Source organism: Variovorax sp. 770b2, from assembly GCF_900115685.1.
Classification (GTDB): domain Bacteria; phylum Pseudomonadota; class Gammaproteobacteria; order Burkholderiales; family Burkholderiaceae_C; genus Variovorax.
The window spans coordinates 826,057-845,717 of record NZ_FOXJ01000001.1; the positions used below are offsets into that span (position 1 = coordinate 826,057).

General features: G+C 69.4%; 18 protein-coding genes and 1 pseudogene. 8 read left to right on the forward strand and 11 right to left on the reverse strand.

Going from position 1 to position 19,661, the window contains the following annotated elements:
• Nucleotides 1-3: 3 nt before the first annotated feature.
• From BM133_RS03680 to BM133_RS03690, 3 genes and pseudogenes are all read left to right on the forward strand, one after another.
• Nucleotides 4-1,233, forward strand: a complete 1,230-nt coding sequence (locus BM133_RS03680) for an ABC transporter substrate-binding protein (protein ID WP_093431717.1) — start codon at nt 4-6, stop codon at nt 1,231-1,233.
• A 31-nt stretch (nt 1,234-1,264) separates the two neighbouring features.
• Nucleotides 1,265-2,071: an SDR family NAD(P)-dependent oxidoreductase gene (locus BM133_RS03685; RefSeq protein WP_093431718.1), complete on the forward strand. Its 807-nt coding sequence runs from the start codon at nt 1,265-1,267 to the stop codon at nt 2,069-2,071.
• Nucleotides 2,072-2,093: 22 nt separating this feature from the next.
• A pseudogene (locus BM133_RS03690) lies at nt 2,094-3,362 on the forward strand (CaiB/BaiF CoA transferase family protein).
• Here BM133_RS03690 and BM133_RS03695 read toward each other — a convergent pair.
• The 6 genes from BM133_RS03695 to BM133_RS03720 are packed head-to-tail and all read right to left on the reverse strand — an operon-like array spanning nt 3,314 to nt 9,526.
• Nucleotides 3,314-4,156, reverse strand: coding sequence for an SDR family NAD(P)-dependent oxidoreductase (locus tag BM133_RS03695; RefSeq protein ID WP_093431719.1), 843 nt, complete (start codon nt 4,154-4,156; stop codon nt 3,314-3,316). The pseudogene BM133_RS03690 and the gene BM133_RS03695 sit on opposite strands and share 49 nt — an antisense overlap.
• A gap of 31 nt (nt 4,157-4,187) precedes the next feature.
• Entirely contained in the window at nt 4,188-5,855 is a 1,668-nt protein-coding gene (locus BM133_RS03700) for an AMP-binding protein (protein ID WP_143100078.1), read from the reverse strand.
• A 5-nt stretch (nt 5,856-5,860) separates the two neighbouring features.
• Entirely contained in the window at nt 5,861-6,610 is a 750-nt protein-coding gene (locus BM133_RS03705; protein ID WP_093431722.1) for an SDR family oxidoreductase, read from the reverse strand.
• Entirely contained in the window at nt 6,607-7,692 is a 1,086-nt protein-coding gene (locus BM133_RS03710) for an amidohydrolase family protein (RefSeq protein ID WP_093435022.1), read from the reverse strand. Before BM133_RS03710 ends, BM133_RS03705 begins: the two co-directional genes overlap by 4 nt.
• Nucleotides 7,693-7,724: 32 nt before the next feature.
• A complete protein-coding gene (locus BM133_RS03715; protein WP_093431723.1) occupies nt 7,725-8,486 on the reverse strand; it encodes an SDR family oxidoreductase in 762 nt (253 codons plus the stop codon).
• 20 nt (nt 8,487-8,506) lie between these two features.
• The gene (locus BM133_RS03720) at nt 8,507-9,526 is read right to left on the reverse strand and encodes a cyclase family protein (protein ID WP_093431725.1); all 1,020 of its coding nucleotides are present in this window, start codon (nt 9,524-9,526) and stop codon (nt 8,507-8,509) included.
• Nucleotides 9,527-9,648: 122 nt separating this feature from the next.
• Here BM133_RS03720 and BM133_RS03725 point away from each other — a divergent pair, with 122 nt between their 5' ends.
• Complete coding sequence (locus BM133_RS03725; protein ID WP_093431726.1) at nt 9,649-10,830, forward strand: thiolase C-terminal domain-containing protein; 1,182 nt, start codon at nt 9,649-9,651, stop codon at nt 10,828-10,830.
• Nucleotides 10,827-11,297 carry a Zn-ribbon domain-containing OB-fold protein gene (locus tag BM133_RS03730; RefSeq protein ID WP_093431728.1) on the forward strand — a complete coding sequence of 157 codons (471 nt, stop codon included), beginning with the start codon at nt 10,827-10,829 and terminating at the stop codon, nt 11,295-11,297. The genes BM133_RS03725 and BM133_RS03730 overlap by 4 nt, the downstream gene beginning before the upstream one ends.
• 24 nt (nt 11,298-11,321) lie before the next feature.
• On the opposite strand, the gene BM133_RS03735 is transcribed toward BM133_RS03730, so the two are convergent.
• From BM133_RS03735 to BM133_RS03755, 5 genes are read right to left on the reverse strand one after another with little or no spacing between them, the layout of a single operon-like run.
• Entirely contained in the window at nt 11,322-12,080 is a 759-nt protein-coding gene (locus BM133_RS03735) for an SDR family NAD(P)-dependent oxidoreductase (protein ID WP_093431730.1), read from the reverse strand.
• Between the two features lie 24 nt (nt 12,081-12,104).
• Nucleotides 12,105-13,316, reverse strand: a complete 1,212-nt coding sequence (locus tag BM133_RS03740; protein ID WP_093431731.1) for an MFS transporter — start codon at nt 13,314-13,316, stop codon at nt 12,105-12,107.
• Entirely contained in the window at nt 13,313-14,413 is a 1,101-nt protein-coding gene (locus tag BM133_RS03745) for a CaiB/BaiF CoA transferase family protein (RefSeq protein ID WP_093431733.1), read from the reverse strand. The genes BM133_RS03740 and BM133_RS03745 overlap by 4 nt, the downstream gene beginning before the upstream one ends.
• 38 nt (nt 14,414-14,451) lie before the next feature.
• Nucleotides 14,452-15,909, reverse strand: a complete 1,458-nt coding sequence (locus BM133_RS03750) for a hypothetical protein (RefSeq protein WP_093431734.1) — start codon at nt 15,907-15,909, stop codon at nt 14,452-14,454.
• On the reverse strand, nt 15,906-16,751 hold the full coding sequence (locus tag BM133_RS03755; protein ID WP_093431736.1) for a hypothetical protein: 846 nt from the start codon (nt 16,749-16,751) through the stop codon (nt 15,906-15,908). Before BM133_RS03755 ends, BM133_RS03750 begins: the two co-directional genes overlap by 4 nt.
• 135 nt (nt 16,752-16,886) lie before the next feature.
• On the opposite strand from BM133_RS03755, the gene BM133_RS03760 reads away from it, so the two are divergent.
• From BM133_RS03760 to BM133_RS03770, 3 genes are all read left to right on the forward strand, one after another.
• Nucleotides 16,887-17,711, forward strand: a complete 825-nt coding sequence (locus BM133_RS03760) for a FadR/GntR family transcriptional regulator (protein ID WP_177224715.1) — start codon at nt 16,887-16,889, stop codon at nt 17,709-17,711.
• Between the two features lie 178 nt (nt 17,712-17,889).
• Complete coding sequence (locus BM133_RS03765; protein WP_093431739.1) at nt 17,890-19,122, forward strand: amidohydrolase family protein; 1,233 nt, start codon at nt 17,890-17,892, stop codon at nt 19,120-19,122.
• A 122-nt stretch (nt 19,123-19,244) separates the two neighbouring features.
• Nucleotides 19,245-19,652, forward strand: a complete 408-nt coding sequence (locus BM133_RS03770; protein WP_093431740.1) for a cupin domain-containing protein — start codon at nt 19,245-19,247, stop codon at nt 19,650-19,652.
• Nucleotides 19,653-19,661: the final 9 nt, after the last annotated feature.

Sequence of the window (19,661 nt, forward strand, 5' to 3'; positions counted from 1 at the left end):
CACATGCACGCTGACATTCCTTCCCATGCCCTGAACCGCCGCCATGTGCTGCGCGCCGTCGGCGCCGGCGTGGCCGCGCTCGGCGCGCCGGGCCTCGTGTTCTCGCAAGGCGATGCGCCGATCCGCATCGGCAGCCTGCTGCCGCGACAGGGACCGTTCGCGCTGCAGGGCGAGGCCACGTCGCTGGGCATCAAGATCGCGCTGCAGCAGGCCGGCAACAAGGTGCTGGGCCGGCCGATCGAGCTGGTCGCCTACGACGAGCCCAACCCGCTTGGCGCGCAGCAGAACATGCAGAAGCTGATCCAGGAGGACAAGGTGGCCGCCGTCATCGGCGGCAGCAACAGCGCGGCCGGCCTTGCGATGGCCTCGGTGGCCGCGCAGGCAAAAACGCCCACCATCATCAGCGCCGCGCTGGCGCGCGAGATCACCGGCAAGAACTGCAACCGCTACGTGTTCCGCAACAACGCGCCGCCGCCGGTGTACGCCAAGCTGCTCGCGCGGCAGATGCTGCCGCTGGGCAAGAAGTGGTACTTCCTGGTGGGCGCCTACGCCTATGGCCAGGAGGCCTACCAGATGCTGAAGGCCGAGCTGGTCGCCGCGGGCGGGCAGGACCTGGGCATGGATGCGGCCGCCGTCGGCACCACCGACTTCAGCTCGATCATCCTGAAGATCCGCCAGGCCAGGCCCGACGTGGTGATGCTCGGCATCTCGGGCACCGACCTCGCGGCCTTCCTGAAGCAATACAACGAGTTCGGCCTGCGCGGCAAGATTCCGCTGGGCAGCCTCACCGTGGCCGACGAGGAGCTGTGGGCGCAGACCGGCATCTCCGGCGTCATGGGCAAGTACTGGCACTTCAACAACCCGGCCAACAGCCCGGCGGAGAAGGCGCTGAACGAAGCGGTACTGAAGGAAACGAAGCACCCCGCATCGGCCAGCTGCGCGCAGGGCTGGGTCTGCATGCGCATGCTGCTGGCCGCCATCGCACAGGAGAAATCGGCCGAGCCCGCGGCCATCGTGCGCGGGCTGGAAACCGTGCGGCCCGACGGCGTGCCCGGCTACTACCGCGCGTGGGACCACCAGTTCATCACGCGGCTGGTGCTGGCGCAGGTGCGCGACACCATCACCGACAAGTACGACCCCGTCACGGTGCTCAACCCGTCGATGAAGATGGCCGACTTCGAAGCCCTGTACGGCACGAAGGAAGAAATCGGCTGCACGATGGGGCCGGTCTGAAATCCGCCCATCCCGAGCAAGGCAGGCACGCATGAAGCTCCTGGGACAGGTCGCCATCGTCACCGGCGCCGCGCGCGGCCTCGGGCGCGCCTACGCGCTGCGGCTCGCAGCGCTGGGCGCCGACGTGGTGATTGCAGACATCGACCTCGAATCGGCCAAGGCCTTCGAGGAGGAACTCACGGCCGCCACCGTGTCCGACGAGGTCCGCGCGCTCGGGCGCCGCAGCCTCGGCGTGCAGGGCGACCTCACGCAGCGCGCGGCAGCCCGCGAGCTGGTCGCGCGCACGCTGGCGGAGTTCGGCCGCATCGACATCCTGGTCAACAACGCCGGCGGCGCCTTCACTCCCGCCGAGCGCAGCACCGCATCGCTGGTGCCCGACGAAGACACGGCGCTGATGTTCGGCGTGAACTACCTGTCGGCGCTGTACTGCTGCCAGGAGGCCGTGCCCGCGATGCGTGCGCAGGGCGCGGGCGTGATCGTCAACATCGCGACCATGGCTGCGCTCGACGTGTCCAAGAGCGCGACGCGGCTGGTGCCCTATTCGGTTGCCAAGGGCGCGGTGCTGCAGTACACGCGCTACCTCGCGGCCGAGCTGGGCCCCGACGGCATCCGTGTCAACTGCCTCTCGCCGGGCGGCATGCTCACGGCGCGCATCCGCAAGCAGGCGGCCGAGCGCGGCATGCTCGGCGACAAGGAGATGCGCCGCATTCCGCTGCGCCGCTTCGGCGTGGAGGAAGACTGCGCCAACGTGCTCGAGTTCCTGGTCACGCCGCTCTCGGGCTACGTGACGGGGCAGTGCATTTCCGTGTGCGGCGGGGCGGTGCTCACGCCGTCCTGATCCACCAGCAAGGGGTTTCGACATGGCGACATCGACGGATGATTCGGGCGGTCCGCTGGCAGGGCTTCGCGTGATCGACTTCACGCACTTCCTGGCCGGCCCGGTCGCGACCCTGATCCTTGCGGACGGTGGCGCCGAGGTCGTGAAGATCGAGGACGCCGCGCGCGGCGACGCGTTCCGCCACTTCCTGCCGCCCGACGAACGCCTGGGCGGGGAGGGCGTGCCTTTTCTCTGATGCAACCGCAACAAGAAAAGCGTGGCGCTCGATCTGAAGACCGACGCCGGCCGCACCATCGCGCTCGCGCTGGTGAAGGATGCCGACGTGGTGGTCGAGAACTTCTCGGGCCAGGTGATGACGCGGCTGGGCCTCGGCTGGGAAACCCTCTCGGCGCTCAACCCGCGGCTGGTGTATTGCGCGATCTCGGCCTATGGCCGCGAGGGCGAGTTTGCCGACCGGCTGGGTTTCGACCCCGTCACGCAGGCCGAGAGCGGCTTCATGTCGATGAACGGCTATGAAGACCGCGACGGCGTGCGCACCGGGTCGTCGGTGATGGACATCTCCACCGGCATGATGGCCAGCAACGCGATCCTCTCGGCCATCGTCGCGCGCTCGCGCACCGGCAAGGGCCAGCGTGTGGAGGTGGCGCTGTACGACACGGCCATCACCATGACCGGCTACGCCACGCTGCAGAACCTCTTCAACGACTGGCAGCCGCGGCGCGTGGGCAACGGCAGCGCCGACACCGTGCCCACCGGCGTGTTCCACGCGTCCGACGGGCCCTTCTTCATGGTGTGCGCGAGCACGGTAATCTTCCAGCGCGTGTTCCGCGACGTGGCCGGCCGGCCCGACATCGCCGACGACGAGCAACTCAAGCGCCCTGCGGGCCGCATGGCCGAGCGCCAGCGCCTGATCGACATGCTGGCCGTGCTCTTCGCGACCGGCACGCGCGCGCACTGGCTTGCGCGGCTGAAGGAAGCGGGCGTGCCGGCAGGTGCGGTGCGCACCGTGGCCGAGGCGCTGCGCTCGCCGGAAACGAAGGCGCGCGGCCTCGTCACGCAGCTGCCGCACCCGACGGCGGGCACCGTGCCCAACGTCGCGTTTCCGATGCGCTTCTCGGGCACGCCGGCCCCCGCACCCGTGGCCGCGCCCACGCTGGGGCAGCACACGCGCGAGGTGCTGGGCGCGCTGCTGGGGTACGACGCGCGCAGGCTCGACGACGCGGCGCGCGCCGGCGCCTTCGGTCAGGCGGCAGCCGGTGGCTCGGGCGGCTCGGCCGAGCTCAAGTCGTAGATTGCCGAGCGCGCGGCCATGCCGCCTTCGGCGTAGACGGTCTGCCCGTTGACGTGGGCGCTCAGCCCACCGGCCAGGAACAGGATCACCGAGGCGATCTGCGCCGGCGTGCCGATCTGGCCGAGCGGGTAGCGCGTGCCGGCGGCACGCATCATGGCCTCGCTCAGGTTGCCGCGCACGCGCGGCGTGGACACCAGCCCCGGCGCCACCGCGTTGATGCGCACGCCCACGTTGCCGTATTCGAATGCCGCGGCCTTCACGAACTGCTGCAGCGCGGCCTTGCTCGCGCCGTAGGCCGCGCGGTTCGAGGTGACGGCAACGCCCGCGGTGGAGCTCACGAACACCATCGCGCCGCCGCCGCTTTGGCCGATCAGCGGCGCCACGATCTGCGTGGAGAGAAACACGTGCTTCAGGCTGGTGTCGAACTGCCATTGCCAGTCCGCATCGTCGAACTCGGCCAGCGGCTTGATGCGCGGCATGCCCAGGGTGTCGACCAGGCCGTCGATGTGGCCGAAGCGCTGCAGCGCCTGGTCGGCGATGCGTTGCATGTCGGCGCGCACCATGGCGTCGCCGGTCAGCGCGATGCCGCCGATTTCGTCGGCCACGGCCTGCGTCGGCGCCGCACGGCGGCCCACGCAGACGACCGTGGCGCCCGCCTGCGCGAGCGCGTGCGCCGTCTGGCGGCCGATGCCCTGGCCCGCGCCCAGCACGATGAACACCTTGCCGTCGAGGCGCAGCAGGGCGGTGAAGTCGGGAACGGGCGAGTCGTCGGTGGCTGTCTGGGGGCTGGTCATGGGCGGTGTCCTTTCGATCTTTCAATGAAAGCTAGCGCTGCAGCACGATGCCGGCCTTCTCGCGGTCCCACACCGCATCGAGGGCGCCTTCCATGCGCTGCTTGAGCTTGAACTTCTCGATCTTCTGGTTGGTGGTGGCCGGCAGCTCGGCCAGCACCTCGACGTAGCGCGGCACCATGAAGTACGACATGTTCCGCGCGCAGTGCGCCACGAGCGCCGTTTCGTCGAACGCCACGCCGGGCCGCAGCACGATCGACGTGCCCACCTCCTCGTCGCCCTCGGCCGTCTTGACCGGAAACACGGCCACGTTGGCGATGGCCGGGTGATTCATGATGACCTGCTCGACCTCGAAGGCCGAGATGTTCTCGCCGCGGCGGCGGATGCAGTCCTTCTTGCGGTCGACGAACCAGTAGTAGCCGTCTGCGTCGCAACGCGCGCGGTCGCCGGTGTGGAACCATTGGTTGCGGTGCGCAGCCAGCGTGGCCTCGGGCATCTTGTAGTAGCCGGTGGCGGCGCGCCAGGGTTCGTGCGAGCGGATGACGAGTTCGCCGACTTCGTCGGTTGCGCATTCGAAGTCGTCGTCGTCCACGATCCTGAACTCGAAGCCGCGGCGCGCCTTGCCGATGGAGCCCAGCTTCTCGACCGGCGCGCCGGGCACGAAGGCGCTCACCGTGCCGAAGTCCGACAGGCCGTAGTTGCTCATGGCCTTGAGGCCGAAGCGCTGCTCGAAGGCCGGCGCGAAGCCGGGCATGGGCGACATGCTCACCAGGCGCAGGTCGTTGTCGGCGTCGGCGGGCTCGGGCGGTCGCGTCCAGAGGAAGGTCGACATCGCACCGAGGAAGTTGGTGATCGTCGCCTGCGAGGCGCGGATCTCGTCCCAGAAGCGCGAGGCCGAAAAACGCTCCGACATCACGACCGAGCCGCCGCACACCAGCGCCGCGCCGCTGGCCGCGAGCAGCGCGTTGTTGTGAAAGAGCGGCAGGCAGACGTAGAAGATGTCGCTGTCGCGGTAACCCTGCGCCTCGGCCGCGCCGGTGCCGTAGGTGAACGCCGCGGCGTGCGAGAGCATGCTGGCCTTCGACGGGCCGGTGGTGCCCGAGGTGTACGAGAGCATGAGCAGGTCGGCGCACTTGACGGGCGCATCGACGAGATCGCCGGGCGGCGCATTGGATGCCGCGGCCATGAGGGCCGCGAAGTCGTCCGCGGGTTTCGACAGCGACAGGCTGCGCGCCGATGCATGCGCGCCGTCCTTGCCGAGCACCACCACGCGCTGCACCCCGCTCAGCGCGGGCAGCACCTCGTCGAGCCGGTCGGCCAGTTCTTCGTCGACCACCGCCAGCACGGCGTCGCCGTGGCTGAAGTAGTAGCGCAGCAGCTCGCCGCGCGCGGCGGTGTTGATCGGCACCGCGACCGCGCCGAGCTTACCGAGGCCGAAGAAGATGGCCAGGTGCTCGGCCGAATTGCCCAGCAGCGTGCCGACGTGCTGGCCCCGGCGCACGCCCACGGCATGCAGGGTGCGCGCGGCGCGGTCGGAGAGTGCGTCGAACTGTGCGTAGGTCCAGCGGCGGCCGGTCCACAGTTCGGTGAGAAAGACCTTGTCGCCCCGGTCGCGGCGCTGGCGGGCCAGCACCTGTGCCACCGTGAGGTCGCGCAGCGCGAAGGTGTCGAGGGCGTAGGTCGTGAAGGAGGAATCGCGCATGAAGCTCAAGGCATGAAGGTGCCGCCGTTCACGTCGAACACGGCACCGGTGACGAAGGACGATCCGTCCGAGGCGAGAAAGGCGACCACCGAGGCGATTTCTTCCGGGTCGCCATAGCGCCCGAGCGGCACGCTGCGCGTGAACGCGGCGCGCACTTCGGGCGAGGAGCCGGCCGTCATGGCGCTGTTGATCGGGCCGGGCGCCACGCAGTTGGCGGTGATGTTGTCCGGCGCGCCCTCGAGCGCGGCGATGCGCGTGAAGCCGATCATTCCGGTCTTGGTCGCCGCGTAGTGCGCGCTGGCCACCGGCGACGCGGTGCGCCCGCCGCGCGACGAGATGTTGATGATGCGGCCCCATTTCTGCCGGCGCATCATCGGCAGCGCCTGCTGGCAGAAAAGGAAGGGCGCAGTCAGGTTGATGGCCAGCACCTCCTGCCATTGCGCCGAGGGAATCTGCTCGATCGGCCACTTGCCGCCGTCTTTCTTGGGATGGATGCCGGCGTTGTTGACCAGGATGTCGCAGCGCCCGTGCGTCTGCTCGACACGCTGCATGGCGCTGCGGATCTGCGCCTCGTCGGCCACGTCGCAGACGATGGCCTGCGTGCGGCCGCCAAGGCCCGCGGCAATGGCTTCGATTTCTGCCGAGCGGTCGAGCATGACGGTGAGAAAGCCGTCGGCCGCGAACTGCTTCGCGACCGCCAGGCCGATGCCGCTGGCGGCGCCGGTCACCAGAACGATGCGTTCCTGTGCGCTCATGCCGCCGCCGCCTGCGGTGCGGGCTGGGCCAACTCGGCCGGCAGGCTGTAGGCCCGCACGGCGCTGCCCGCGAAGAGATCGGCCTTCTCGCTTTCGGAGAAGCCGGCCGCCATGCGCTTGAAGGTGTTCCACATCACCCGGTAGGTGCAGCACGACTTGTCGACCGGGAAGTTGCTCTCGAACATGGCGCGCGACGGGCCGAAGGCCTCGATGCAGGTCTGCACATAAGGGCCCCACGCCTGCGCGAGTTCCTCGGAGGTCGGCGGCAGCGCGCGCTCGTGGAAGTCGAAGCCGCCCAGCCGCATGCCGATGCCACCGAGCTTGACGCTCACGTTCGGCCGCTCGGCCAACGCCTGGATGGACGCTTTCCACGCCTTGAACACTTCGTCGCCGCGGCCCGCATAGGGTCCTAGCCCGGCGCGTCCGCCCAGGTGGTTGAGCACCACGGGCGTGTCGGGCACGGCATCGATCAGGTCGATGAGTTGCGGCAGTTGCGGGTGGTACATCCACGCGTCGAAGCTCAGGCCCATGCGCCCGAGCCCGGCATAGCCTTCGCGGAACGCGGGGTCGAGCAGCAGGTCCTTGGGCGGCGGGCGCAGCAGCGAACTCACCTCCGGGCTCGCGTCCCACGCGGCCATGTGGCGGACGCCGCGAAAGCGGTCGGGCGCGCGCGCCACGCAGGCTTCGAGCACCTGCTGCGCGAAGCTGCCCAGCCGCAGGTCGACCTTGCCGACGATGCCGGCCGCCACGCGCACCGGCCCATAGACGCCGCTGGCGCTCATGGCCCCGATGCCGTTGACGAATTCGACCTCGCCCACGCTCGCCATGCGCGGGTCGCCGTCGGCGCGGTACATCGAGCTGCATTCGACGAACACGGTGCCGCGCACGTGGTGGCCGGTGTTCAGGTCGTCCAGGATCTCGGGCAGCAGGTAGCGGTGGTGCGGGCGGTCCCACAGGTGATGGTGCGGATCGACGATGGGGCGGGCGGCGTCCAGCACCGGCTCGTCGCGCAATGCGAGCCATTCGTCGTCGATGAAATGATGCGGCGGCGCGCCGCGCTTGCTGGCGTTGTGGTTGTTCAAGGCATGTTCTCCTGCGTGCGGTGGCGTGCGGTTCAGCACATGAAGGTGCCGCCGTTGACGTCGATCACCGTGCCGGTGAGGTAGCCCGAGTCCTCGGACACCAGGAACTCGACGACGTGGCCAATCTCGTCGGGCGTGCCGATGCGGCCCACCGGAATGCGGCCGACGAGCATCGCGCGCTGCGCGTCGCTGCCCTGGGTGGTCATCGGCGATTCGATGCGCCCGGGCGCAATGCAATTGGCCGTGATGCCGTCGCCCGCGACTTCGGACGCGATGATGCGCGTCATGCCGATCATCCCGGCCTTGGCCGCGGCGTAGTGGATGCCGGCCGTCTCGACCAGCGTGCGGCCCGCGCGCGAGGACATGTTGACGATGCGGCCCCACTTCTGGCGCCGCATGAGCGGTGCCACTTCGCGGCACAGCACGAAGGCCGCCGTGAGGTTGATGCCGATCACCTCGTTCCACTGCAGCGTCGTCATCTTCAGGAAGCTGTTGCGCTCGCCGTCGATCTTGGGATGGATGCCGGCGTTGTTCACCAGGATGTCGAAGCGGCCGTAGCGCGCGTCCACGTCGGCGACCATGCGGCGCACGGCCTCTTCGTCGGCGATGTCGAGCACCACGGCCTGCACCTTCAGGCCTTCGTCGCGCAGCGGCTGCGTGGCCTGTTCGACTTGCGGCGCGCGGTCGATCGCGACCACCTGGTAGCCCGCGCGCGCCAGGCGCTGCGCGATGCCCAGGCCCAGTCCGCCGGCCGCGCCGGTGACGGCGGCCACGCGTTGCTGTTTGCTGTTCATGGAATGTGTTCCTTCGCGGTTCAGACCGTGCCCACCGGCATCGGCGGCGAGCCCACCAGGCCCGGCAGGCGCAGGGGCGGCGCGGTCAGCAGGAAGCGGCTGCGGTTGTTCTTGCGCAGCCAGGGGCCGAGCTCGCCGAAATACCAGATCTCGCCCAGGAAGATGCCGAGCTTGAAGATGCAGTGCTCGTGCAGCGGCATCATCGAATGCTTGGGGCCGCCGCCGGCATCGGCCGCGCCGCCGACCGCTTCCACGCCGAGGTTGTCGGCGCAGATCGCGACCAGGCCGCTGTCGGTGATCCAGTTGAGCAGGGCACCGTCCTTGCCGTCGAGCACCGCGCACGAGGTCTTCAGGCGATCGAAGTCGGGCTGCTTGTTCATGCCGAGCACGAGGTCGGCCCAGCCGGTGTACAGGCACATGAAGTCGCCGGGCTCCACCGCGGTCTTCTGGCGCTCGAGCGCGCGCATGAGGCCGTCGTAGCCCACGCGCGCGGGCTCTTCGCCGTAGATGGCCTGCAGGTCGATCATCACGCCGCGGCCCTGGGCGCTGGTTTCGGCCAGCGACTCGATGCCCAGCTTCTTCGCGAAGGGGCCGCCCTCCTGGTCGGCGCCGAGCACGTGCTCGCCGCCGCGCCAGCCGTTGTAGTAGACGACCTCGGGCGTGCCGTCGCCGTCGGCGTCGAACTCCTGGCCCCAGTGGGCGAGCGAGTCCCACTGCGTGGAGTACTGCGTCCAGATGGTCACGGCGTCGTCGGACACCACGTCGAACAGCGACTTGTTCTGGCACGAGAAGCAGAAGTTGTAGCTGAGCTCGCCGGTGGCGCGGCGCGTGGCTTCGATGCGCGGCGCGCGGCGGCTGGGCACCAGGTTGCCGCCGCCGGGGTAGTCCAGCGGAAGGCTCAGGCAGAAGGCGAGGCCTTCGGTCACTTCGCGTACCGCCGCGAGCCGGCGCGCGGGGGTGACCAGGTTCATCCGGCCGACCTGGTCTTCGGTGCCGAAGTCGCCCCAGTTGGAGCCTTCGGGTCTGTGCTTCCATCGCATGGCATGTCTCCTTTTGGCGGCCAGTATAGACATCGTGCTAGCATTGGTCCATCCATTTAAACGACGGACATTTGAATGAAAAATGAAAGAAGATCCGGCGCATGCGCGCAGGAGAAAAAGCCATGACGCAGCGTTCGTTGCGCGGCCGCGTGGCCATCGTGGGCATTGGCGAAACCACCTACTACAAGCACAGCCAGTCCCCGGACGCGGAGTTCAAGCTTGCGCTGAAGGCGGTGCTTGCGGCGTCGAAGGATGCGGGCATCGACCCGCGCGAGATCAACGGCTTTGCCTCGTACTCCAACGACCGTACCGACCCCTCGCGGCTGTCGGCTGCGCTCGGCACCAAGGAGCTGCGCTCCACCACCATGCAGTGGGGCGGTGGCGGTGGTGGCAACTGCGGCGCCATCGCCAACGGCGCGGCGGCCATCGCCTCGGGGCTGGCCGATTGCGTGGTGGCCTACCGCGCGCTGGCGCAGGGCGAGTTCGGCCGCTTCGGCAAGGCGCCCACCGCGCCGACCATCGCGGGCGACATGGCCTACCAGGCACCGTACGGTGTGCTGTCGCCGGGGCAGAAGTTCGCGATGAAGGCGCGCCGCTTCATGCACGAGAACGGCGTGAAGCAGGAGGCGCTGCGCGCGATTGCCATGGCCTCCTACCACCACGCGCAAAGCAACCCGCGCGCCGTGATGTACGGCAAGCCGCTCACCGAATCCAGGTACGACGACTCGCGCTGGATCGTCGAGCCCTTTCACCTGTTCGACTGCTGCATGGAGAACGACGGTGCGGCCGCCGTCATCATGGTGCCGGCCGAGCGCGCGAAGGACTTTCCTAACCGGCCGGTGTATGTGCTCGGCGCGGCCACGGGCTCCGACCACCGCGTGGGCGCCAACGCGCACAACCAGCCGAACTACGCGAGCTCGAGCTTCTCGACCGTGGCGCCGCACATGTTCCGCATGGCCGGCCTCGGGCCGAAGGACGTGGGCGTGGTTCAGAGCTACGAGAACTTCACGGGCGGCGTGCTGATGGCGCTGGCCGAGCACGGTTTCTTCAAGCCCGAGGAGGCGAACGAATTCCTGCAGCTCGACAACCTGCTCGCGCCCAGCGGAAAGATGCCGCTGAACACCAGCGGCGGCAACCTCGCGGAGTGCTACATGCACGGCTTCGAGCTGGTGCTGGAGGCCGTGCGGCAGGTGCGCGGCACCTCCACCGCGCAGGCGCCGCGCAACGACGTGGCACTGGTCATCGGCGGGCCGATGGTCACGCCGGTCAGCAATCTTCTTCTCGGATCGGAGGCCACGCTGTGAGCCAGGGCAACGATGCATCGACGACCTCGCAGGCCTATCTGCCGGCGGGCCTCCCCATTCCCGTGCCGGAGGCCGACGGCCTGTCGGCGCCGTTCTGGAACGGACTGCGGGAGAACCGCGTGATGGTGCAGCACTGCAGCGCCTGCGGCACCTTCCAGCACGGGGCCGAGTGGATCTGCCACCACTGCCACGCCTTCGATCCGCCGTTCGAGCCGGTGGCGCCGCGTGCGCGCATCTACAGCTGGGAGCGCGCGTGGCACCCGGTGCACGCGTGCCTGAACGGCCATGGCCCGTACGTGGTCGTGGTGGTCGAGTTGAACGATGCGCCGGGCGTGCGCATGCTGGGCAACCTGCTCGGCGACCCGCTGGGCGAGGTGCCCATCGGCGCCGAGGTGGAGGGTGTGTTCGAACACCATGCCGATGCGAAGCCGCCCTTCACGCTGCTCCAGTGGCGGCTGGTGGCCTGAGCTGAACGCGGGGCCGCGGCCCCGCTACGAGACCAGATAGCCGCCGTCGACCGGATAGAACGCGCCCGTCACGAAGCTGGCGCGCTCGCTGGCCAGCCATGCGGCGAGCTCGGCAATCTCCTGCGCGCTGCCAAGGCGCCCCATCGGGTGCCAGCCTGCAATGCCTTCGCGCGCGATCGCGTCCTTGCGCGCGAGCATGGGCGTGTCGATGTAGCCGGGGCCGATGGCGTTGACGCGCACCTTCTGCTGCGCGTAGTCGACGGCCGCGGCGCGGGTGAGGCCGAGCACGCCGTGCTTCGACGCGACATATGCGCCCAGGTTGGCGCGTGCGCTCACCGCCATCACCGATGCGATGTTCACGATGCTGCCGCCGCCCGAGGCCAGCAGCGCGGGAATCTGCGCGCGCAGGCCGAAGAAAGTGCCGTCGAGGTTCACGGCGGTCAGGTGGCGCCAGTCGTCCAGGTCGATGTCCGCGAGGGCGCGGTAGGCCCCGCTCGGCCCGGTGCTGACGCCCGCGTTGTTCACCGCAATGTGCAGGCCGCCGAAGGCGCGCACGGCCTCGGCGACCGCCTCCGTGTGCTGCTGCGGCTGCCGCACGTCGAGCACGCGGGCGAGCGCGCGGCCGCCAGTCGCTTCGATCGATGCCGCGGTGTCGCGCGCCGCGGCTTCGTCGATGTCGGCGGCCAGCACCGACGCGCCTTCGCGTGCGAGCGCCAGCGCGATGGCGCGGCCGATGCCGGAGCCGGCACCGGTGACGAGGGCGGATCTGTTGTCGAGCGACATGCGTTCTCCTTGTAGCGAAAGGATTCAGGTGCCGGCGCTCGCCTGCGCGCGCCGGCGCAGCGCTGCAGCGAAGCCCCACCCTGCCAGTGGCGTGGCGAGCGCTGCGGCGACGAGCATCGGTGGATAGCCGATGTGGTCGATGGTCCAGCCGGAGGCCGTGACGCCGACGGCCTGGCCCGCGAACAGGCAGAAGGAAAACAGCGCGACCGACGTGCCGCGCATGGCGGGCGCCATCTGCGTGGCATGCGTCTGCAGCGTGTTGTGGAACAGGTAGGTGCCGAAGCCCAATGCCAGTGCGGCCAGCGCGAGCGGCGCGACGAAGAGCCACACCGGCGACAGCCACAGCACGCAGTAGCTGGCGCCCATCAGGAGGCCGCCGCACAGCGCCATGCGCCGTTCGCCCAGTGTGGCGACGATGCGCCGCGCGGTGAACGCGTACACCAGGCCGCCCACCGCATAGAGGGCGAGCACGGCGGAGGCGGCCGACAGCGACAGGCCGTGGCGCTGGTGCAGGTAGGAGGGCAGGAAGCTCATCGGGCCGAGCAGGAAGATGCCCTCGGCCAGCACCGACACCAACACCACGCGCGCCCACGGCACCGCGAGCACCGCGCGCAGCTGCGCGATGAAGGCGGGGTGCGCGGAGCCGTCCGCACGCGGCGCCACCGGCACATGGGGCACGCGCATCAGCAGCAGCGACGCCACGCAGGCGAAGCCCAGCGCCAGTGTGAAGAAGGCGCCGCGCCAGCCGAGCACCGAGTCGGCGAAGAGGCCGCCCGCGAGCTGCCCGGCGGTCATGCCCGAGAGCGTGCCGGTGAGAAAGCGTGCGAGCGTGGCCTGCCGCTCCTGGTAGGGCACGTTGTCGCCGATCCACGCCATCGCGAGCGGGATCACGCCGGCCGCGGCCATGCCCCATGCGATGCGTGCCGCCGACAGCAGCGCAAGGTTCGGCGCGAGCGCCGAGGCCGTCGCGCCGACCGCACAGCCGAACATCGCGATGCACATGAGCCGCGTCTTGCCGTAGCGGTCGCCCAGCGGCCCGAACACCAGCTGCATGAGCCCGTAGGCGACCGAAAAGCCGATCACCACCTGGCCGGCCACGCCCGGCGTGACCGAGAAATCATGCGCGAGCCGGGGCAGCAGCGAATCGCACACGCGCAGCGCCGCGCCGCTGAAGAAGGCCGCGAAGGCCAGCAGCACGACGGTGCTGCCGGTGGTCGTGGCGGTCTTGCCGCTCACGCCCAGCGCGCCACCACCTGCGATGCCGGCACGGCCTCGGCGGGCGCCGGCCCCTGAATGGCCGAGGGCGTGCGCGAAAAGCGCGGCGCCGGCGCAGGATGGCGCACGCCCTGCACGTCGACGAAGGCGCGGCGCGCGGCATTGTGGGGATGCGCGGGCGCCTCGCTCAGCGGCACCACGGGCGCGAAGCACACGTCGGTGCCTTCGAGCAGCGCCACCCATTCGGCCTGCGTGCGGCCGCGAAAACTGCGTTGGAAAAAGCTGCGCAGCGCGGGCCAGCGCGCGCGGTCGGCCTGCACGTCGTGCAGCTCGGAGGGAACGTCCAGCCGCCGGCAGATGTCGGCGAAGAACTGCGGCTCGATGGCGCCGATGCACACGTGCTTGTCGTCAGAGGTTTCGTACACGCCGTACCAGGGCGCACCGCCGTCCAGCAGGTTGCTGCCGCGCTCCTCCTTGAAGGTGCCGCGCAGGCTCTGCGTGACGAAGTTGGTCATGAGCGAGATCACGCCGTCGGACATGGCCGCATCGACCACCTGGCCCAGCCCCGAGGCCTCGGCCTCGCGCAGCGCGGCCAGGATGCCGACCACCAGGTAGAGGCTGCCGCCGCCGTAGTCGCCCACGAGGTTGAGCGGCGGCACCGGCGCGCCGCCGGCCGGGCCGATGGCATGCAGCGCACCGGTGATCGAGATGTAGTTGATGTCGTGCCCCGCGGCGTTGGCCAGCGGGCCGTGCTGGCCCCAGCCGGTCATGCGGCCGTAGACCAGCTTCGGGTTGCGCGCGGCAACGACGTCGGGGCCGAGGCCCAGGCGCTCCATCACGCCGGGTCGAAAGCCTTCGACGAGCACGTCGGCCTTGTCGAGCAGCGCGAGCACTTCTTCGCGCGCGGCCGCGTCCTTCAGGTCGGCCAGCACGACGGTGCGGCCGCGGCCGGTGAGGTTGTTGCGGTCGCCCAGCTTCTTGCCGGGGCGGTCGATGGTGACGACGTCGGCGCCCATGTCGGACAGCAGCATGCAGGCGAACGGCCCCGGGCCGATGCCGGCGAATTCGATGACGCGCAGGCCCGTGAGCGGGCCCTTGGAGGCGGGTGTGGTGGACATGAAAGGGGTCTCCGTGGATTCGTTGGGTTCGAAAGGATTCAGAAGGCGGCGCGCATCAGCACCGACACCATGCCCAGTGCCACGGCAGCGACGGCCAGGCACAGGATCGCGTAGACGTGGTTCGCGCGCACGGTGACGGCGTAGATCGAGAAGCCGGAATAGCGGCTCGCCATGAGCGCCATCATCGAGAACGGCGTGGCGCAACTGGACACCGACCAGCCGACCAGGATCGCCGCCAGATGCGGGATGGGCGCCAGGTGCACCAGCGACGGCGGCAGCGACGAAGCCACCAGCACAGACGACAGCACCGGGTGCACCGCCGCGAAGCCGAGCACGATGATCGCCAGCATGAGCGCCAGGCACGCGAGCACGGCCGAGTGCGACAGCGCCGAGCCCACGGCCGCCGTCCACGCCACCGGAATGGCCCCGGCGATGATGGTGCCGCCGCAGCCCGCGACCATGAAGAGCGCGACCTCGCCGGCCAGGCCCGGCAGCGCCAGCACGTCGGCGCGCAGCGCGCCACCCGCGCGGCGCCAGCGACGGGCGCCTTGCGCGTTCAGGCGGTGCAGCGCCAGCGCGATGAAAGGAATGACGATGACGATCGAGCCGACCACCGCGATCTGCAGCGCATGCGCGACGCCGATCACGACGACGAGAAATCCGCCCATCGCGGCCAGCATCGGAAAGAGCGCACCGGCCAGTGCGCTGTCCGGGCGGTCGGCCGGCGGTGGCGCGGTGCGCCCGCGCAGGCGCCACTGGTCCAGCGCGATGCCGATCACGATGGAGCCGGCCGCCAGCGCCAGCGTGAGCGGCACCACCGTCGACCAGCTCAACCCCGGGTAGAGCGCGAGCAGGATCGTGAGGTTGCTGACCATCGGGCTCCACAGCGTGGCGGCCGAGAAGCTGCGCGTGATGGCCGCGAACATGGCCAGCCGGTCTTCGTCGGCCGCGACCTCGCCGCGCGCCGCCATCTGCAGCAGCAGGGTGACGCCCGCCATGCCCAGCAGCCCGCCGAAGAGCTGCGCCGCGAACGAGAACCACGTGTAGCGGCTGCGCATGCCGCTGGCCAGCAGGTGCTGCGCGACGATGCGGGTGTACGGGCTCTCGAGCGCCGCGCGCGCGAGAAGCGACACCGACGACACCAGCGACACCATCAGCGCGCCGATGGCGATGCCGCGTGCCAGGCTGGGCAGCGGCTCGGCGGCGAAGGGCAGCAGCAGCATGCTCAGCCCGCCCACCACCAAGGTCACGCGGCGGATGCTGCGCGGAATGCGCCGATGCTCGATCAGCAGGAACAGCGCCGCCGCCAAGCCCGTGAGCCACACCACGCCCGACTGCGGCCAGAACTGGTTGGCCAGCGTGCCGAGCGCAATGGTGACCAGGCAGGCCGCGCCCGGCCAGCTGCGCGGCGGCGCCGCGGTGCGGACGTCGATCACTTCGAGTACCTCGGCGGCCTCGGCCGCCGCGATCGTCCCGGTTGCCGTGGTGCCGTTCAATTCAACAGAAGCAATGCGGCTTCCTTCGCGCTCTGGCCCACCTTCACGCCCTTGGCGCGGGCATGGCTGTTGGCGGCGCTGATCACGCCGTCGAAGTAGGTGCTTTGCCCGTCGCCCATGCGTGCCGTGAGCGCGCTGACCGAGGCGCCGGCGATGCCGTCGGGCTCCACGGCCTCCAGTGCACTCAGGCCGGAGCCGTTCTTGCCGCCGCCGCCGTCGGAGCAGATGAAGGCCCACGGGCGGTAGTCGCGAAAGTAGCCGATCACGCTGCGGCCGGTGTGGCCTGCCGTGCACAGCACATTGCGTTCGCGGTCTTCGGGCAGCGCGTAGGCGATGGAGTCGGTGCACACGATGCTGCGGCCGCTGGCCGCGGTGTGGATCACGCGGCGCCGCGTGGGCTCGAAGTGCGCGGGCTTGCGCTCGCCGCTCAGCATGCAGCGCGCGGCTTCGCTGCAGGTCATGCCGGGCTCGATGCCCAGCGCCTGCGCGGCGTCGTTCACGCGGCTGACGATGCCGTTGTCGTACAGGTCGCGGCCGTTGCCCATCTCGGCGGTCATGACGTCGACCGCGGCCGAGGGCACGCCGAGCGCCTCGTAATACCAGAGCCCGGCGATGCCGGCGCCGTCCTTGCCGATGGCGCAGTCCAGGCCGATCACGAAGCGGGGCCTGGCCGACATCACCATGCGTGCGCACAGCACGCCCGAGTAGGAGGCGTTGACGACGAGGTCGCCGGCGGTGCCCGGCGCCTGGGCGACGTAGCCCTCGACGTAGGTGGCGGAATCGAACACCAGGATGCGGCCCTGGGGCGTTTCGACGGCAAGAGGGGTGTGGCTGGATGCCATGGGGTGAGACCTTCGCGGAATGAGGGAGCGGGTGGGTTCTGGTTGAGACTCTAATGGTAAATCCATTTGGCCAAATGCCGCACGGGCAGAATGGCGCGAATGCGCCACCACCGGCCGCAACCATCAATGGAATCTATGGACAAGACTCAGGACCTGGCTTTTCAACAGATCAAGACCCGCAGGGTGTTCGAGGAAATCTGCGAGCAGATCCGCAATCGCCTCAGTTCCGGGGCGCTCAAGCCCGGTGACAAGCTGCCGGCCGAGCGCGATCTGGCCGTGGAGTTCAAGGTCAGCCGGCCCGCGGTGCGCGAGGCGCTGCGCACGCTGGAGATCTCGGGCGTGGTGTCGCTGCGCAAGGGCGTCAAGGGCGGGGCGTTCATCCGCGACGGCAATCCAGCGATCCTCACGCAGTCGCTGCAGGATTTGATGTTCCTGGGCAGCGTGTCGCTGCGCAGCCTGGCCGAGGCGCGCGTGCTCATCAACGGGGTCGTCATCAGGCTGGCCTGCGAGCGCGCCTCCGAGGACGATTTCAGGGCCCTGGCCGAGAACATCGATTTCATCGAGAGCAGCGAAGACCTGCAGCACCGCGCCAACGCGGGCGTGATGTTCTTCAGGCTCATCGCGCGTGCCACGCGCAACGAGGTGCTGATGATGCTGGTCGATTCGCTGGGCGACATCATTCGCGTGGTGATCGACCGCACCGGCCGCGTCGCACGACCGGAGCTGGTGGCGGTGCGCCGGCGCATCCTGGCCGCGATGAAGGCCCGCGACGCCGACGCCGCGATCCACGAAATGAACGACTACCTGGCCGTGGTGCATCTGGGCATCGACATCGGCGAGCCGGTCATCGAGGTGGTCAAGCCGGGGCGCACCGTCGCGGCCGTGGCCAAGAAGGCAGCCAACACCAGGCACGTGGGCGCCAAGCCCAAGGCCGCGCCCGCGAGCCGCAAGGCGCGCTGACGCCCGCGAGGGGCTGACGCCCCAGACACCCGGGGCCTTCGCGGCCGACTCCGTTTTCCTTCGAGCCCGCGCGGGTGTTGACAAGGTGTTTTTGTCTCTTAGAATGGTAATACCATTAAGATCAGACGCGACACCCGCTTCACGCATTCACCACCCCACCGCATCACGAGGCTCATACATGACCGAAATCGTCGTCAACGAACAGAACAAATGGCGCCTGAACACTCCGGGCGCCGATGGCTGGCAGCAGTCCCCGCGCCCCGGCGCGCCCAACAAGTACCTGATGATCTCGTCGGACACGCACGCCAACGAGCCGGGCAACCTGTGGGCCGAGCGCATCGACGCCAAGTACAAGGACCGCCTGCCCAAGATGTGGATCGACGACAAGGGCATCCAGTGGCGCAAGATGGAAGCCTCCGAGCAGGCCGACCGCCTGGTGCTGGCCCGCCTGGAGGGCGAAGACCTCGCGCGCTCGAAGGCCGGTGCCACCGCCACCGAGAAGGGCCCTTCGGTCGACCAGCGCCTGAAGGACCTGGCGATGGACGGCATCGACGGCGAGATCATCTTCCCCGGCAAGGGCCTGGGCATGTGGTACACGTTCGATCCGGCCTTTGCCCACGCGCAATGCGAGGTCTACAACACCTGGGCCTGGGAAACCTTCGGTCCGCACATCGATCGCCTCTCGCCCGCCGCGGCGCTGGCCACCGGCGACATTCCGGCCACCCTCAAGGAAGTCGAGCGCTGCCTCAAGCTGGGCTTTCGCCACTTCACGCTGCCGTGCAAGCCGCTGTTCGGCCCGCCCAAGACCAATGAACTGAACTACAACAAGATCGACTTCGATCCGATGTGGGCGATGTTCGTCGAGGCCGGCGTGCCCGTGACCTTCCACGTCTCCACCGGCAAGGACCCGCGCACCACGCGGGGCCTGGGCGGCGCGGTCGTCAACTACGTGGTGCATTCGCTGTCGCCGACGCTGGAGCCGCTGGTGAACATCTGCGCCTCGGGCGTGGCCGAGCGCTTCCCCGAGCTGAAGTTCGGCAGCGTGGAGGCCGGCATCGGCTGGGTGCCATGGATGCTCGAAGCCATGGACGAGGCCTACCTGAAGCATCACTTCTGGGTCAAGCCCAAGCTGAAGGCGCTGCCCAGCGACTACTTCCGCGCCAAGGGTTTCGCCACCTTCGGCGAGGACCGCCCGGGCCTGGCGCTGATCGAGGAATTTGCGCTGCAGGACAACTTCATGTGGGCCAACGACTACCCGCACCACGAAGGCACCTGGCCGCATTCGGCCGAAGCCATCGAGCGGCAGATGGGCCACCTGACCGAAGGCACGCGCGCCAAGGTGCTCGGCGAGAGCGCGGCCAGGGTGTTCGGCTTCAAGGAAGTGCTCCAGCGCTACAACGCCAAGCGCTGAGCCGGCAGGAACGAGCCAGAAAGAGCCAGCAAACGGAAAGAGCGCCGGGGCACCGATTCGTGCCCCGGCGCTTTTGTCGTCCGCCCCCCGAACGCCGGACGCCGACCCGCAGGAGACACACGATGACACTCACCGCCTTCACGCCCTTCCATCCCGCGCACGACAAGCTCACCGACGGCGATTCGCGCTACGTCGATGTCGCGGGCCTGCCCTGGAAGCCCACGCCCACGCCCGGCATCGACATGAAGGTGCTGATGCAGGACGACAGCACCGGCCTGCTGACCGCGCTGTTCCGCTGGCAGCCGGGCACCCAGTTGCCGCTGCACGAGCACGTGGAGATCGAGCAGACCTACGTGCTGGAGGGCAGCATCGTCGACGAGGAGGGCGAGGTGCGCGAGGGCGGCTACGTCTGGCGCCCGAAGGGGAACCGGCACCTGGCACGCTCGCCCGGCGGCGCGCTGGTGATCTCGTTCTTCCTGAAGCCGAACCTGTTCCTGGAAGGCGAGCACGCCGGCAAGGAGTTGAAGTAGCGGCGCCCC

What these genes read in the sequence shown, in the direction of transcription:
- BM133_RS03770 (WP_093431740.1), top strand. Translation starts at nt 19,245, where the DNA reads ATGACACTCACCGCCTTCACGCCCTTCCATCCCGCGCACGACAAGCTC.
- BM133_RS03760 (WP_177224715.1), top strand. Translation starts at nt 16,887, where the DNA reads ATGGACAAGACTCAGGACCTGGCTTTTCAACAGATCAAGACCCGCAGG.
- BM133_RS03680 (WP_093431717.1), top strand. Translation starts at nt 4, where the DNA reads ATGCACGCTGACATTCCTTCCCATGCCCTGAACCGCCGCCATGTGCTG.
- BM133_RS03755 (WP_093431736.1), bottom strand. Translation starts at nt 16,751, where the DNA reads ATGGCATCCAGCCACACCCCTCTTGCCGTCGAAACGCCCCAGGGCCGC.
- BM133_RS03765 (WP_093431739.1), top strand. Translation starts at nt 17,890, where the DNA reads ATGACCGAAATCGTCGTCAACGAACAGAACAAATGGCGCCTGAACACT.
- BM133_RS03685 (WP_093431718.1), top strand. Translation starts at nt 1,265, where the DNA reads ATGAAGCTCCTGGGACAGGTCGCCATCGTCACCGGCGCCGCGCGCGGC.
- BM133_RS03720 (WP_093431725.1), bottom strand. Translation starts at nt 9,526, where the DNA reads ATGCGATGGAAGCACAGACCCGAAGGCTCCAACTGGGGCGACTTCGGC.
- BM133_RS03745 (WP_093431733.1), bottom strand. Translation starts at nt 14,413, where the DNA reads ATGTCCACCACACCCGCCTCCAAGGGCCCGCTCACGGGCCTGCGCGTC.
- BM133_RS03735 (WP_093431730.1), bottom strand. Translation starts at nt 12,080, where the DNA reads ATGTCGCTCGACAACAGATCCGCCCTCGTCACCGGTGCCGGCTCCGGC.
- BM133_RS03725 (WP_093431726.1), top strand. Translation starts at nt 9,649, where the DNA reads ATGACGCAGCGTTCGTTGCGCGGCCGCGTGGCCATCGTGGGCATTGGC.
- BM133_RS03705 (WP_093431722.1), bottom strand. Translation starts at nt 6,610, where the DNA reads ATGAGCGCACAGGAACGCATCGTTCTGGTGACCGGCGCCGCCAGCGGC.
- BM133_RS03700 (WP_143100078.1), bottom strand. Translation starts at nt 5,855, where the DNA reads ATGCGCGATTCCTCCTTCACGACCTACGCCCTCGACACCTTCGCGCTG.
- BM133_RS03715 (WP_093431723.1), bottom strand. Translation starts at nt 8,486, where the DNA reads ATGAACAGCAAACAGCAACGCGTGGCCGCCGTCACCGGCGCGGCCGGC.
- BM133_RS03695 (WP_093431719.1), bottom strand. Translation starts at nt 4,156, where the DNA reads ATGACCAGCCCCCAGACAGCCACCGACGACTCGCCCGTTCCCGACTTC.